Below are 14525 nucleotides of genomic sequence, written 5' to 3' on the forward strand. Positions count from 1 at the left end.
TTATAACCCGACTTTAGTCGGACAATACTGATTTTATAATAAATCTTTAGATCTTCCACTAGTAATGGCCCTTCTCTTGTTGGAAGACCATTCCGGACATGAAAGCTAAAGGCGTAAACAATATTTTTGCCGGCTAAGGTGAATAGCAAAGATTTTGTCCCGAGGCGATTCTCCCACTCAAATTTTTCCGGGTTCTAAAATTTCTCTACTTTAACGCTTTCCGTTTCGGGGCCGGCAACAGCGCCAGGCAGATCATTACCAAATTGTACAGCCACCAAAACTATCTGAACTTTTGCAGGCAGCCTACCCATATAATGAAAAAGAATTGCTCATGCGCTGCACAAGGGGCGATGAAACTGCTTTCGGGCAGTTGGTTGTCTTTTACCGGCCCTTACTGCTTCCCTTCATTACTACTATTACCAGGAGCCAAAGCAGGGCGGAAGAAGTGGTGCAGGATGTTTTTGTTCAGATCTGGTTAAGCCGGGAATCACTCGAACAGATCAGAGACTTCCGTAGCTTCCTGTTCGTCATCTCCAAAAATCTCGCTTTGAATGCTTTGCGGAGCATCCTGCGGGAGAAATCGAGACTGGGAAAATGGAAAGAAATGAACAATGAGCCAATAGTTCAGCAACCTGCTGAGATGCCGGAACTGGCCAACCTGCTTCACCAGGCCATAGAGCAATTACCCCAGCAACAAAAACAGGCCTGGACAGGCGTCAGAAAAGAAGGACGAAAACTGCACGAAGTGGCGGAAGAAATGGGTATCTCCAAGGCCACCGTAAAAAAATATATCTGGTACGCCAATAATAATATTGTTGCCTTTCTCTCCAAACGGACTGAGTTCCTCCTCCTCCTGGCAATTTTTTGTAAAAAAGATTTCCTTCCATAGCACCTTTTCAAATCCGGCGGTGTCTCTTCTGTTGTAATAAAAACTACTTCCTTGGAACAAACCCGTTTACAGGAACTTTTTGAACGCTGGTGCCATCATGCAGTTTCACCTGATGAAGAAAAGGAACTTGCAGACTTGCTTGCTGCTGAAGAAGCTGAGCGGTCACTGACACCACAAATGAAAGCAATATGGATGTCTGCCAAAAGACAGGAAAATATTTCCGATGAGAGTTCTCTGGCAGTCGCTCAAAGAATAGTGCAGCAATATCAGTCCGACAATACTCCTGTTCCCAGGGCCCGGGTCCGCTTCCTGCAACCTGCCTGGGTACGCTATGCTGCCGTACTGCTGTTGACCATTGGCATTGGCATCGTCTTCTGGTTGAACCGTTCAGCAACCCATCAACCGGAGCAAACGGCAGGTCAGCCTTCCATCCCGCATCCCATAATGCCCGGCGGTAATAAAGCCGTATTGACGCTGGCAGACGGTTCCTCGATCATTTTGGATACCGCTGCAAACGGTCAGCTCACCTTGCAGGGCAATACCAGGATCATCAAACCAGATGCCGGAAGGCTTACCTATCAAAACTCCGGAGGAAAGGATATTGGGTTCAACTCCATCACCACACCTACGGGCGGACAGTTTCAAGTCGATTTACCGGATGGCACCAGGGTTTGGCTGAATGCCGGGTCCTCCATCAGGTTTCCTACGATGTTTACCGGAAAAGAACGAAAAGTGGAAATTAGTGGCGAAGCATATCTCGAAGTGGCCAAACATTCCGCAAAGCCATTCATGGTGGCATTGAATGGGGCTGAAGTACAGGTGCTCGGCACTACGCTTAATATCAATGCCTATAAAGATGAAGCAGCCATAGCTGTTACACTGGTCAGTGGCAGCGTGAAAGTGGTAGCAGAAAATGGAACAGAAGCCCTGCTTAAGCCGGGGAAACAGGCAGGCATAACCGAAAATGCTTCCGCAGCTTCCACTATAACTGTACTTGATGTGAATACAGACCAGGTAATAGCCTGGAAGAACGGGTATTTCAATTTCGACAATGCAGGTCTTCCTGTGATCATGCGTCAGTTACAGAGATGGTATGGAATAGAAGTAGTGTATGAAAAAGAAGTTCCTTCGCTGGAATTCTTTGGGCAACTAAGCAGGAATACACCGCTGGAAAATGTACTGGATGCCCTGAAGAAAAACGGAGCGCACCTGACTATGAAAGGGAGGAAGGTGATTGTTCATCCTTAAGCGGCTTATCGATAACTGATCCTTCACTTAAAAATTATCCTGAAAGTTCATTACCGAAAGAACCGGAAGTGCTACTAACACTTCCGGCAGATTGTCGGCTAACATAAGGCGGGGAAGCCTGATTAATTAACCAAACACTGCAAATTATGCAAAAAACTGTTACAGGGAACCTTATCCCTGGTGACGTGGGTAGCCGCTATTCCAGACGGTCCACGCGGCGGGGATGGAGTTCTTCTGCGCAAATGATGCGAATTATGAGACTAACTGCTTTTTTCCTCCTCGGGCTTTGCCTGCATCTGTCGGCCAGTAGCCGTTCTCAAACCATTACTTTGTCGGGAAAAGATATGGCGCCCGTCAAAGTATTTACCGCTATCAGAGAGCAGACCGGATATACTGTCTTTGGCAATTCAAGCCTGCTGAAATTATTGAAACCGGTATCCCTCAATGTTCAAAAGATGCCGTTGGCCGAATTCCTCAAATTCATTTTCCAGGATGAATCCGTCGGATATGAAATAGAGGTGAAAAATAAGAATATCATCATTTATTCTCCAGGTACCCGCCCTCTCAATACTGGTAAGGATCCTGACATGAATATTGTGTTGATCTGGCCGCTGACCGGCCAGGTGACCGATTCGATGGGAATGCCGCTCCCCGGTATTTCCGTAAAGATCAAAGGGTCCAGAAGAGGAACAGTCACCGATGAAAAAGGGCAATTCAGGATCAATGTCAGGAAAGGAGATATCCTGCAATTGTCTTCTGTCGGGTACGAAACAAAAGAGCTGATCATCACTGATGAAAACAATATCAGGATCATACTCAAAGAGCAGGTAGGCGATCTGAAAGAAGTAACCATCAATGCAGGGATCATCACCAGGAATAAGAATTCCTTTACCGGGGCCGTGAGCACTTTCAGCGGACAAGACCTGAAAAAGATCGGCAACCTGAATGTGCTGCAAAGCCTCAAATCGCTTGACCCATCCTTCATCATCACGCCCGATAACCAGTTGGGCTCAAACCCCAACCAATTGCCTAAGATCGAACTGAGAGGTAAAACCAGTATCTCCACGCAAACGGTGCGTGATCAGTTCAGAACAGATCCTAACCAGCCACTATTTATCCTGAATGGCATGGAAACTACTTTGCAGCAGATCATCGATCTCGATATGAACAGGGTGGCCAGCATCACCATTTTGAAAGATGCCGCCTCCACTGCTTTGTACGGATCGCGGGCTGCCAATGGTGTGGTAGTAGTGGAACTGATCAGACCCAGGGCCGGTGAACTGCGCATCAATTACAATAATGATACCCGTTGGGAAATTCCTGCATTGGGTGGCTACAATATGATGAGCTCCGCCGAATTGTTGGAATACCAGAAACAAGCGGGGCTGTACAGCACATATGGCTTCAATAACCGCCGCGATGATGATGCGCTTTACAATCAGAGACGACGCGCCGTAGAAGAAGGAGTGAACAGTTATTGGTTGAACATGCCGCTCCGGCAAAGTCTAACCATGGGCCATTCATTATCGATCGGTGGTGGCAATGAGGCCCTGCTGTACCAGGTAGGACTGAACATGCGTAAGTTGAATGGAATGATGAAGGGATCTGATCGCACTACCTGGGGCGGCACCATTGATCTCGCTTATCGCAAGAGCAATGTGAATGTTTCCAACAGGCTGTACATAAACGGGGTCAGGAGTAATGAATCTCCTTACGGAAGTTTTGATCAGTATGTGGGCATGGCTCCCTATTATAAAAAAAACCGGGCAGACGGAACGCTGAACACCGACCGCTACCTCGAAGTATTTATTCCCAGCAGGATTGCAGGAGAAGACACGGTACGGGTTGGTAATCCCTTGTACAATGCCAGCCTCAACAACAAGAACCAAACCAATCAGCTGATGATCCAGAACCAGCTGAGCGTGCTCTGGGATTTTACCAGGAGCCTGCGGTTGTCCGGCGGATTCCAGATCAATAAGAGTACTGCCAATGTTGATGTGTTCGTTCCCGCAGCCAATACGATGTTCGATAAAACTCCCATCACCCGCAAAGGAACATTCAACAATACCAGGGCCGAGTCGTGGGGTTACCAATCGAATATCATGCTCACTTATAACCAGGTGCTGAACCAGGTACACAGTATCAATGCAAACCTGCGTGCAGAAATGAATGAGACCAATCTGACCAATACTGCCTTCCAGGCAGTAGGTTTCCCGGATGCAGTGGAACCCAATCCCGCCTTTGCTTATAGCTTTACGCCCGATTCCAGGCCCGGTTTCAATACGGTAAAAACAAGACAGATAAGTGCCCTGTCCAGCGTCAACTACGCATTGGCCGGTAAATATTTCGCAGATGCAACTTTCAGGATAGATGGATCTACCGTATTCGGATCAGCGAAAAAATATTCGCCCTTCTGGTCGGCCGGTCTGGGCTGGATGATCAGCAAGGAAGAATTTCTGAAGGATCTCAGGTGGCTAAGCTCCATGAGACTGCGTGGCAATATCGGTACTTCCGGTAACCAACAGTTGGGAAGTTTTGCATCGGCTTCCGTATTCATTCTGGAAAATGACAGGAATGTATTCGGGCAGGGATTGTATATCGATGCCCTCGGCAATGAAAATCTCGAATGGCAAAAAACCTACTCTACCAGTGTAGGGCTCGATCTGTCTTTGTTCAACAACCGTATCAATGCCACATTCAATGCATATGAGAAGATCACCAAACCCTTGATCGTGGCGGGTTCAGCGCCTGCCTCCACAGGGGTTACTACTTATCCGCTGAATGTGGGGCAACTGGCCACCAGGGGAATGGAAGCGATCCTGCGTTTCGATGTGATCAGTAAACCCGAAAAAAGATTCCTCTGGAATATTACCCTCACCGGCAGCTTCTACAAAAGTAAATACAGCGGTTTCTCCAATATCCTCAAAAACCTGAATGAGGATGCGGAAAGAAATGGCACGGTGATCAAAGATTCGAAAGTAAACCTGGGGCCTGAAGATATTACCGCCGCACTGCGGAGATACCTTGATGGGTATAGTCCGGACGAACTATGGGCCGTTCCTTCAGCAGGGATCGATCCCGCTACCGGAATGGAGGTATTCATCAAACAGAATGGTGAAAGGACCTATGTGTATGACCCGGCAGATATCCGCCCTACCGGTAACGGCAGGCCGCAGCTGGAAGGTGTGATCGGCACCAGCCTGACCATCCGCAACCTGCAGATCGGTGTCAACCTTCGGTATAGCCTGAACAATTACCTGTTCAATACGGCGCTTTACCAGAAAGTGGAGAATATCAGTGTAACGGAACTTACTTCCAACCAGGACAAGCGTGCATTGTATTCGCGCTGGAAAAATCCAGGCGATATGGCAAAATTCAAAGGGATCTCCATCACTAATTTCTCGCCCATGTCGTCGCGCTTCATTCAAAAAGAAAGTTTTCTAAGCGGAGAGTCGATCAATATTTCCTATGAATTACAGGGCCGCCAGGTAAAATGGGTGCGCCGCGCGGGTTTGAATATGATCAGGGTAGGAGCTTTCATGAATGATATATTCAGGATCTCCAATGTGCTGATAGAAAGGGGAACCGATTATCCGTTCAGCAAAGCTGTTTCTTTTAACGTCAACCTGTTTTTCTAATGGTCAATCACAAAATTGTTATGCAAAGAAATAAACTGTTGTATGCGACGCTGATCATCTGGATGATCGCCGCAGCGGGCTGTGATAAATACCTGGATGTGAAACCGGCCGACAAATTCCTCGACGACCAGGTGTACAATTCCAAATCATCCATACAGAATGCGCTGAATGGTGTTTACCTCAATATGGCCAAGGCTGATTTGTATGGAGAGAACCTCAGCAATACGGTAGTGGATGTGATGGCCCAGTACTATAATATTTCCAACACTTCCCACAGGCTCTCTGCTGTTTCTACTTATGCTTACGACAGGATAGAAGCACAAACGCCTTTTGCTGCAGTGTGGCAGAACGCTTATGAAGCGGTATTGAACCTGAACCTCTTTATTCAGAAAGTATCGGTAGTGAACGAAAGCATCGTACCGGCTGCAGAGCGCGATTGGATGCTGGGCGAAGCTCATGGACTGAGAGCTTACCTGTTATTCGATATGCTTCGGTTATTCGGCCCCGTGTATAGCGCCAATGCTTCAGCGCTCTCTATCCCTTATCCGGAAGAAACAGGTTCAGCAACCAGCGTATTGCTTCCTGCCAAAGATGTGATCGGTAAAATACTCGCGGATATTCAGAAAGCTGCCACCCTCCTCGAAAATGATCCTGTGCGTAAGGAAGGGGTTGTGCCGGTAGGAACGGACCTCAACAGCTTCTATAAATTGCGCAACCGCAGGATGAACTATTTTGCTGTGAAAGCACTGGAAGCAAGAGCCCAATTGTACGCAGGCAATAAACCTGCAGCACTGGATGCAGCTACAAAGGTGATCGAACAGGCCGGTAACTGGTTTCCGTGGACGGACCCCACCACCTATGGCAGCCTGCCAGACCGGATCTTTTCTTCGGAAGTATTGTTCGGGCTCGAAACGATCAATCTCTACAATTCCTACACCACCTGGTTCGCTGCCAGCAATTCATTGTCTTCTTCGTTGCTGATCCCCTTGTACGACAAAGGCAACAATGTTGACCGGTTGCTGGATGTGTATGAACGCCAGGAGAACGATATCCGTTATGTCCACAACTGGGCCATCGACCGTACATCCACACTTGGTGTGCGCACTTTTTATAAGTATGCTGCTCCCGGTAACGGAGCCGGTTTCCGATACCTGCTGCCCATGATGCGGATTTCGGAGCTGTATCTCATTGCAGCGGAATGCGAAACGGACCCCGTCAAATCATCCGGCTATATGAATACCCTTCAATTCCACCGGGGTTTGCATGAACTTCCTCCGGGGTACAATCTAAGCGCGGAGTTGAAGAAAGCCTATCAGAAAGAGTTCTGGGGAGAAGGCCAGTTGTTCTACTACTACAAACGGACGAACACTCCTTCTGTTGCAAATGGCTCCAGGGCCAATAGTACGGTAACGATGGGAACAAAAAAATACACTGTTCCATTACCGTTGAGCGAAACCCAATTCAGATAATGAATACACCAATGTTATGAAATCATCATGCGTTACTTATATCTTTTCGTTGTTCGCTGTGGTGCTGGCGCTGGCAGGCTGTAAGAAAAAAGAACTAATGGAATATGCAGATGCCGGCAGTATCTATTTTTATCAGCAGGTCACCAACTTTGGACAACCTGTGGATAGCCTTACAGTTTCTTTTGCAGCCGATACTTTTACCCGGCAGGAATTACCGCTCCGTCTTCGCATCATGGGAGATGTAACGAAAAATAAACGTTCCTTCCGGCTCACCATCGATACGGCTGCTACCACAGCTGTTGCTGGCCGTGATTTCCAGTTGCCGGCAGACAGTGCTGCCTATATTGCCGGAGATTCTGCCAGAAGAACACTCCCGCTTACTTTAATGAGGTCCCCGGCGCTGAGGCAGAAATCTGCCAACCTGGTTTTAGTACTAAAGCCCAATGATCAATTTCAAACTACGATGCCGGTGCAGGACCATGCCGCTATTCCACCCGTATCTGCCATCCGGTTGAAAATCGTGATCAATGATAGCCTGCCTGAACCCACCTGGTGGAAGAATTATACCAACTACCTGGGCGTATTCTCCCGGAAGAAAGGGGAATTGTTCGTCGGCTTCATGAATGGGCTTCTTTCTTATAAGAATTTCGTAGCCAGTGGTAACCGGTACCCTGGTATTCTGAGTGAACAATCCATTTTATTTCAGCAATACCTGAATACCCGGCAGGGTAACGGACAGCCGGTTCTTGAAGAAGATGGCAGCCTCATGAAAATGGGACCGGACGCTCAGTAATAAAACTATTTCAGAACTGATTGAAAAGTTAGGTATGATAAAAATAATTCAATGCTCATGTATACTCGCGCTGGCATTCCTGCTGAATGCCTGCATAAAGGATAAAGGCAATTACGATTACAGCGAAGTAAATTCCATCGTCATCAAAGGAATGGAAAATGAATATTTCCTGTACCTCAACAGAAGGGTGAATATTCAGCCACAGCTCGAGTTTTCCAAAGATGCAGGTACCGATCCGGGTAGATATAAATATGAATGGGTAACCGATGGCACCAGCGGTTATACGATCCCCCCGGATACTTTCTGCCGTTCACGTGATCTCGATACCGTGTTACTTCCCAAATATGGATGTGCCGACTACTACTGTTATTTCCGGGTAACCGATACCGTTACCGGTCTGTTCAGCCAGAAAGAATTTCTGATGCACGTAGTAACTCCGTCTTATGAAGGATGGCTCATGTTATGTGATATGGAAGATGGCACCAGCAGGCTGGATATGATTTCACAGCAGGGAGAAAAAGATACCCTGTACCGCGATGTACTGAAAACGGTCGGCTCCACATTCCCCATGCAGGATAAGCCTGCTTTCGTTGCCAGTGGAGCCTTGTATTTTCCTCCTTCCAATGGACTGGTCACTGCTATGGTCGGAACCAGCAAAACGGCTTCAACACTGGGGATGGACACGCTTGATTACAAATCCGAATACGATTTGAACAGTTTCATGGAAGGTGACCGGATCAACGACTTTACAGGAAGTGATGTAATGTTGAGAATTACAGGCGGCGCCTTGTATGCGCAAAACAATATTTACATTTTCGGCTATTCGGGTCTTATCAGCACACCGGTGAATTATATGGATAATCCGGCCAATCTCTTCAAGGCAAGCCGTTTTATGGCAACAGATATTTACAACTCCAGCTGGATGTTCTTCAATACCAACTCCAACCGGCTGGTTAGATGGAGTAGCGGAGCTTGTGAGGATATCCCTGCCGGCGATCTCTTCGATTACGCTATCGATAACAATGCCTCCGGCGGCATGGAGCTGGTGTATATGGAACCTACCACCTACAGCACCGGAGATGTATTCCTGGTGTTGAAAGCAAAACAGTCGGGAAAATTTTATCTGGGCCGCTGTGCCGTAAATGGTACTGCTCAATATTATTACAAGGAAATAAAGGGGACCGATATTGAGAATGCCACTCATTTCGCGGTCAGTCCTGAATATGGGCATCTGTTCTATGAAGCAGGCGGAAAGATCTATGAGTATGATATCAACCTGCAGAAAAGTTTCATGATGAAAGACTATGGTGGCAGAAAGATCACGCAACTGAAATTCAATTTCATGGAATTCAGCGATGCCTACAGATGGTCGCAGTTACCGCTGAACTATAACAAATATTCGGCATTACGCAAGAAATTGCTGGTAGCTACCTATGAACCTGCAGATCCCAAAACATCGGGCGTATTGGATATTTATACCATTCCTTCCGTGAATCAGCCGATACAATTGTATAAGTCGTACACCGGAACAGGGAAGATCGTGAGCATCGCATTCAGAGAACGTTAATATAAAATCAATTGAAATGAAAAAATTATTGATAGCATTCATATGCATATTCCTGGCGCTTCCAAATCTTCAGGCGCAACAGGCAGCAAAGTCTGATTCATCAATGAAAGCAATCTATGCAAAGCTGAACAAACTTTTGGGAAGTAAAGAGGAGGGAGCGAAAGAAGAATTAGCCCGCCTGGCGAAGTCCCTTGCAAAATCAAAAAATGAAGATAGGATGGGCCTGGCCGTCCGTGTTTATGAGATGACCGGACAAAAGGAAAATGCAGGAAAAGTAGAAAAGGAGATCCTGAAAAAATTCCCCGCCGGTGCAAAAGCGCGGTCTATTGCTTTCAAAAACCTGTTTGATAAGGAAGGACCGTCACCGGCTGCCATCGATAAAGGATATGAGGAATGGTTGAAGCGCTTTCCGGACAATAACCCGGATAAAGTGACTATCTCACTGTATGATGAAGCGTTGACCAGATTACTGGTCCTCCACGGAAAGGCGGGCAACAAAGAGAGAGTGGCTTATTATCTCGGGAAAGCAGCTACAGCCACCCATTTTTATCATATTGCCAGTAGAGCGGCTTCCAGCCTGATGGAGGCAAAGCAATGGGATATGGCAAGGACGATATTGGAAGATGGTTTCAGAAATGTACAGGAAACTACCGTTACTGATAAAAATAAAAAGGAAAACGATTTTTATAAAAACAGGTTTGCAGGGATGTTGGGGCAATCCCTGTTCGAACTTGGCGAAACCGACCGCTCCGTTGAGCTCCTGCAAATGGCCATGCAGGGGAACCAGCCGTTTGCAGATCAGCAATATGATAACCTGATGGTCCTATGCCAGGGGCTTATGAAACAAGGCAAATCACTTGATGCATTTTTGCTGCTGCAACAGTATGTGCTGGCCAATAATAACAATGAAGCCATCACCGCCCGGCTGAAAACATTGTATACGGAGTTGAACAAAGGGAAAGGTGATTTTGCCGGCTATCTCCAATCGCTGAATGCACAGGTAAAAGTTGCAAAGGAGCGCGAGTTCAAAGAGAAAATGATCAAAGAAGAAGCCCCTTTATTTTCTATGAAAGATATCGATGGTAATACGGTGTCTCTTGCTCAACTGAAAGGAAAAGTAGTAGTGCTTGATTTCTGGGCCACCTGGTGTGGCCCCTGTAAGATTTCTTTTCCCGGTATGCAGGCTGCTGTAACGAAGTATAAAGATGATAAAGAGGTAGTGTTCCTGTTCATCGATGTTTGGGAAAGGGAAAAAAATTACAAAGAAATGGTAGCGAAATTCATTGCCGGAAATAAATATGATTTCCATGTCTTGTTTGATGAAATGGAGAACAGGGATAGGTCAACTGCAAAGGCATATGGAGTTACCGGCATCCCCACGCAGGTGGTGATCGACAAAAATGGGCTCATCCGTTTCAAAAGCGCCGGGGGCGAATCGAATGTTGAAAAACTGGTAGCAGAAATGGAAACAAAAATAGAATTGACGAAAAAGGGATAGATAGCAGTTTGGCTATACATGGGGCCGCGCAGTATTACTGTTGCGGCCCCTTTCTTTTCAGGCAGTCTTTTCTAATAAAATCCATTCTGTTTTATTCCGACCATGGGGAATGAAGAATACATTCGCAGAAATTCTTCCGTTTAAAATCCGGTATCATGAAAGCGCATACATCCGCTTTGATATTGCCAAAAGTGGTTTCGGTTTTATGTTCAAATCCACCAAAAAAGGTTGGAATGATTTTCTTTTTGAAATCGTTTCTGGGAAATGCTTTAACAATTTCATCCCTGTGTTCTGTTCTCAAATGTTCATAACCTTCGCCCATCACATCCAGCCCAACGCCTGAATACAGTAAGGCCACTTCGTTCTCTTTGTGCTCCGCAATACCGATTGTGGTATGGAGCGCGATAGTATCCCACACCAATTGTAGCTTATCTACAGGTACGCCGTGACCTTTCAGAAAATTCCGGGCTGCATTGGCTCCATCTACTTCAAAGCGGAGGTCCTGGCTGCTATAATGTGGAACAAGACCTAAATCATGGAATACCGAAGCTACGTACAGCAATTCCTTGTCATGGACCAAATTCTTGCGTTGCGCATTCAGCGATGAAAACAGGAAGACACGGAGGGAATGGTTATAGATAAATTCTGTACCATGCTCCAATAAAAGTTCTGTGGCCTCTGTGGCAATTTTGCTGTCTGGGATAGTGATACCTGCTACTTTTCTTAAACGATTTACCGGCATAACTTTTTTTGATTTTCTTCAAAGTTATTTTTTGCGGGCGCCTTGAAGAATAGCAATAAATGCGTTTAGGATGTCAAAATTTCAACGTAAACTGATTTCGGTAATCAGCAGGAGAGAGTTTTGTATTCTTTTTAAAAAAATGACTGAATTGTTCGGAACTATTAAAATTAAGTGTGTAGGCTATTTCCTTCACAGGACTGGAACTGAATTGTAAAGATCTTTTTGCTTCGGCAATAAGCTGTCCATTGATGATTTCTTTTGCATTGATACCACTGCATCGTTTACATATTTCGCTAAGTCTGCGGGCTGTAATGTTCAGCATTGCTGCATAGTCAATTACTGCATGGAAGGTACGATATCGGGAACTCAGTAATTCCATGAATTTACGATACAGTACATAATCCTGGCTGTCAAAAGTAGCTTCCTCCGTTAACCTTACATTTGCCAGCTTGATCATGATGATTTTTAAATAAGCAGCAAGTACATCCATTTGATTGATATACCCGGGCGCGTTGAATTCATTTGACAGTACGTTTAGCAAGAATGATAGTTCACTTGTCTCCGGATTATTGAGTTGTAACCGTTGATTAGCGGTCGTATTATTAAAAAGTACAGCTTTGCAATTGCTTGCACTTTGAGGGGTCTTCTCCCAAAAGCAATCTCCAAAGGAAACAATGTAGCCAGTGATAGTGGCGGAGTTTTCGAATTTGTAGATCTGTCCTTTGGACATCAGAAAAACTTCATGGCTGCTTATTACAAATGAATTGTTGTCGATGATCAGTTTCCCTGTTCCGCTTTCTACCAATACAATGCGGTTGTAGCTTAGCCTATTGGGAATATCAGTATCAACTATTAATTTATCAACCCTTTGTATCGAAAAGGAGTTGGCAATAGCAGGCTCCGTATAAATCTCTTTCACCGTTTTCATTCAATGAGACCTTTTGATAAAGATAAAAATAAAGGAACTATTTTTACCCTGATAATAGCATCGTAATATCCGGACTACAGGATGATTTTAAGGATCAATGAAATTGTAAACAAATACACTAATGCATTCTGCAACTATCGATACCATTAAAACGGAGTTGAAGCAGCTTCCTCCCAAACAGGTTATGGAACTCCTGCTGCGTCTCGCAAGGTTCAAGAAAGAGAACAAAGAATTGCTTACTTATATTCTGTTTGAATCAGCAAATGAGCATGAATATGTAGAACAGGTTAAAAAAGAAATTGCTGAAGAGATGGAGGAAATTGATAGTCTCCCGGGTTACCAATATAAAAAGCAGTTCAGGAAGATCCAGCGCAAGCTCAATAAGCCCATCAAATATATTGGGAATAAATCCGCCACCGCTGAGTTGTACCTGCATATGGTCAGGATGATCAGCAGGAAGAAAAAAACAAATTACCTGGCCCCGTTCCTTGAAAAGTCCTTGCAACAGTACATATCCAAAATTGAAAAATTATTGCCGGGTATTGAAGGCGATCTGGCAGCAGACTTCCGGAAACAGTTGAAGCTAATCGGGTAGCCTGAGCATAATAATTTTATCAAACAGAGCTATCCAAAATTGGGGATATACTTCGTTGGAATGAAGAGATGAAAGGGTTCACAAAACCAGCATTTGTGAACCTTTTTTTATTTAATTGCTCTGCAACATTTCGAGAATACCTTCATTCCGGATGATCATCATGCCCTGACGATCCTCCGTGATGCCTTCTTCCAAAATATAGGTATACCTGGGCCTGGCTCCATCCATGATGGTTGGCATGAACCTGAATTGGATATTTTTTGTTTCTTTTAGTGCTTCACCTACTTCAATGATATGGGTAGATACGATAAAGAGGCAATCCTGGTATTCGGCAAAGGCTTCCGTTACTGCGAGGGTACCATCATAAGCATCTTTCACATTGGTTCCTTTGAATAGTTCATCAAACATCAATAATAATCTTTTGCCACTTGCTGCTGCGTCTGCGGCTTGTTTCACGCGCACCACTTCCGCATAGAAATGGCTGTAACCAAGCCCGATATTGTCCGCTACGTTGATGGAGGAATACATGCCTTCACGTACAGAGAATTCAAAGGATCTTGCTGCGATGGGGAAGCCCATATGCGCGAGGTAAATACTTATACCGATGGATTTCATTAAGGTGGACTTCCCCGCCATATTAGCGCCGGTGAGAAAGATCACATTGGTTTTTTCGTGCATTGTGATGTCATTGCCGATCGCTTTGTCGATGCAGGGATGCGCCAGGTTTGATGCCTGCAGTACATTCAGCTCAGCCGGCAAAGCCTTTGCATAGGTGAAGCCTTTCTTACGGGCAACATTGCTCACGGCAATGTATAAGTCCAGTTCGTAGATGAATTGCAGGAGTTTTTCCATCGCTTCCGGGAAGCGGCCCTTCAGCAGGTGGTCGTACTGTGCCAGGGTAGTTACCGGCAGGTCTTTGTAGATATCGGTATTGCGCAGTTTTGCCAGTTGGTTGTCGGAAAGCAGTTGAAGTAACTGGTGAACGCGGTCAGCCAGCGGGCTTTTTAATTGCTGCAATACTTCCAGTATGCCATGGCAGCGGTTCAGGGTAACGATGGTGGCCTGCAGTCCCTGTACCGATTTTTTGTACCGTTCATCGCGGGTGAGCTTGCTGAGCAGTTTTTGAATGAGCAGGCTGCTGACCGTGGAGAAGGCGCT

At 45.7% G+C, this 14525-nt stretch carries 11 protein-coding genes; 8 read left to right on the forward strand and 3 right to left on the reverse strand.

All coding sequences use genetic code 11. From position 1 onward, the window contains the following. The first annotated feature begins 331 nt into the window (after positions 1 to 331). From D9Y29_RS26190 to D9Y29_RS26220, 7 genes are all read left to right on the forward strand, one after another. The gene (locus D9Y29_RS26190) at positions 332 to 889 is read left to right on the forward strand and encodes an RNA polymerase sigma factor (RefSeq protein WP_127133218.1); all 558 of its coding nucleotides are present in this window, start codon (positions 332 to 334) and stop codon (positions 887 to 889) included. A gap of 51 nt (positions 890 to 940) precedes the next feature. Further along, positions 941 to 2137, forward strand: a complete 1197-nt coding sequence (locus tag D9Y29_RS26195; RefSeq protein WP_127133219.1) for a FecR family protein — start codon at positions 941 to 943, stop codon at positions 2135 to 2137. A 254-nt stretch (positions 2138 to 2391) separates the two neighbouring features. Further along, the gene (locus tag D9Y29_RS26200) at positions 2392 to 5775 is read left to right on the forward strand and encodes a SusC/RagA family TonB-linked outer membrane protein (protein WP_164735561.1); all 3384 of its coding nucleotides are present in this window, start codon (positions 2392 to 2394) and stop codon (positions 5773 to 5775) included. Between the two features lie 20 nt (positions 5776 to 5795). Beyond that, entirely contained in the window at positions 5796 to 7244 is a 1449-nt protein-coding gene (locus tag D9Y29_RS26205; RefSeq protein WP_164735562.1) for a RagB/SusD family nutrient uptake outer membrane protein, read from the forward strand. 16 nt (positions 7245 to 7260) lie between these two features. Then, positions 7261 to 8037, forward strand: a complete 777-nt coding sequence (locus D9Y29_RS26210; RefSeq protein ID WP_127133222.1) for a DUF4843 domain-containing protein — start codon at positions 7261 to 7263, stop codon at positions 8035 to 8037. A gap of 34 nt (positions 8038 to 8071) precedes the next feature. Then, entirely contained in the window at positions 8072 to 9604 is a 1533-nt protein-coding gene (locus tag D9Y29_RS26215) for a PKD-like family lipoprotein (protein WP_127133223.1), read from the forward strand. A 16-nt stretch (positions 9605 to 9620) separates the two neighbouring features. Beyond that, the gene (locus tag D9Y29_RS26220) at positions 9621 to 11102 is read left to right on the forward strand and encodes a TlpA disulfide reductase family protein (protein WP_127133224.1); all 1482 of its coding nucleotides are present in this window, start codon (positions 9621 to 9623) and stop codon (positions 11100 to 11102) included. Positions 11103 to 11193: 91 nt separating this feature from the next. Here D9Y29_RS26220 and D9Y29_RS26225 read toward each other — a convergent pair whose 3' ends face one another. Both D9Y29_RS26225 and D9Y29_RS26230 read right to left on the reverse strand, forming a co-directional pair. Next, positions 11194 to 11844: an HD domain-containing protein gene (locus D9Y29_RS26225; protein WP_127133225.1), complete on the reverse strand. Its 651-nt coding sequence runs from the start codon at positions 11842 to 11844 to the stop codon at positions 11194 to 11196. Between the two features lie 73 nt (positions 11845 to 11917). Further along, positions 11918 to 12772, reverse strand: a complete 855-nt coding sequence (locus D9Y29_RS26230) for an AraC family transcriptional regulator (RefSeq protein WP_127133226.1) — start codon at positions 12770 to 12772, stop codon at positions 11918 to 11920. Positions 12773 to 12893: 121 nt separating this feature from the next. On the opposite strand from D9Y29_RS26230, the gene D9Y29_RS26235 reads away from it, so the two are divergent. Continuing rightward, the gene (locus D9Y29_RS26235; protein WP_127133227.1) at positions 12894 to 13367 is read left to right on the forward strand and encodes a hypothetical protein; all 474 of its coding nucleotides are present in this window, start codon (positions 12894 to 12896) and stop codon (positions 13365 to 13367) included. Positions 13368 to 13478: 111 nt separating this feature from the next. Here D9Y29_RS26235 and D9Y29_RS26240 read toward each other — a convergent pair. Continuing rightward, a partial coding sequence (locus D9Y29_RS26240) for a MutS-related protein (RefSeq protein WP_127133228.1) occupies positions 13479 to 14525 on the reverse strand: 1047 nt, incomplete at its 5' end.

It is taken from the genome of Pseudoflavitalea rhizosphaerae (assembly GCF_003991355.1).
GTDB classification, from domain to species: Bacteria; Bacteroidota; Bacteroidia; order Chitinophagales; family Chitinophagaceae; genus Pseudobacter; species Pseudobacter rhizosphaerae.

Bases quoted from the DNA above. Each gene is read 5' to 3' on its own strand.
- D9Y29_RS26210 (WP_127133222.1), top strand. From the start codon at position 7,261: ATGAAATCATCATGCGTTACTTATATCTTTTCGTTGTTCGCTGTGGTG.
- D9Y29_RS26235 (WP_127133227.1), top strand. From the start codon at position 12,894: ATGCATTCTGCAACTATCGATACCATTAAAACGGAGTTGAAGCAGCTT.
- D9Y29_RS26215 (WP_127133223.1), top strand. From the start codon at position 8,072: ATGATAAAAATAATTCAATGCTCATGTATACTCGCGCTGGCATTCCTG.
- D9Y29_RS26230 (WP_127133226.1), bottom strand. From the start codon at position 12,772: ATGAAAACGGTGAAAGAGATTTATACGGAGCCTGCTATTGCCAACTCC.
- D9Y29_RS26200 (WP_164735561.1), top strand. From the start codon at position 2,392: ATGAGACTAACTGCTTTTTTCCTCCTCGGGCTTTGCCTGCATCTGTCG.
- D9Y29_RS26205 (WP_164735562.1), top strand. From the start codon at position 5,796: ATGCAAAGAAATAAACTGTTGTATGCGACGCTGATCATCTGGATGATC.
- D9Y29_RS26220 (WP_127133224.1), top strand. From the start codon at position 9,621: ATGAAAAAATTATTGATAGCATTCATATGCATATTCCTGGCGCTTCCA.
- D9Y29_RS26190 (WP_127133218.1), top strand. From the start codon at position 332: ATGCGCTGCACAAGGGGCGATGAAACTGCTTTCGGGCAGTTGGTTGTC.
- D9Y29_RS26225 (WP_127133225.1), bottom strand. From the start codon at position 11,844: ATGCCGGTAAATCGTTTAAGAAAAGTAGCAGGTATCACTATCCCAGAC.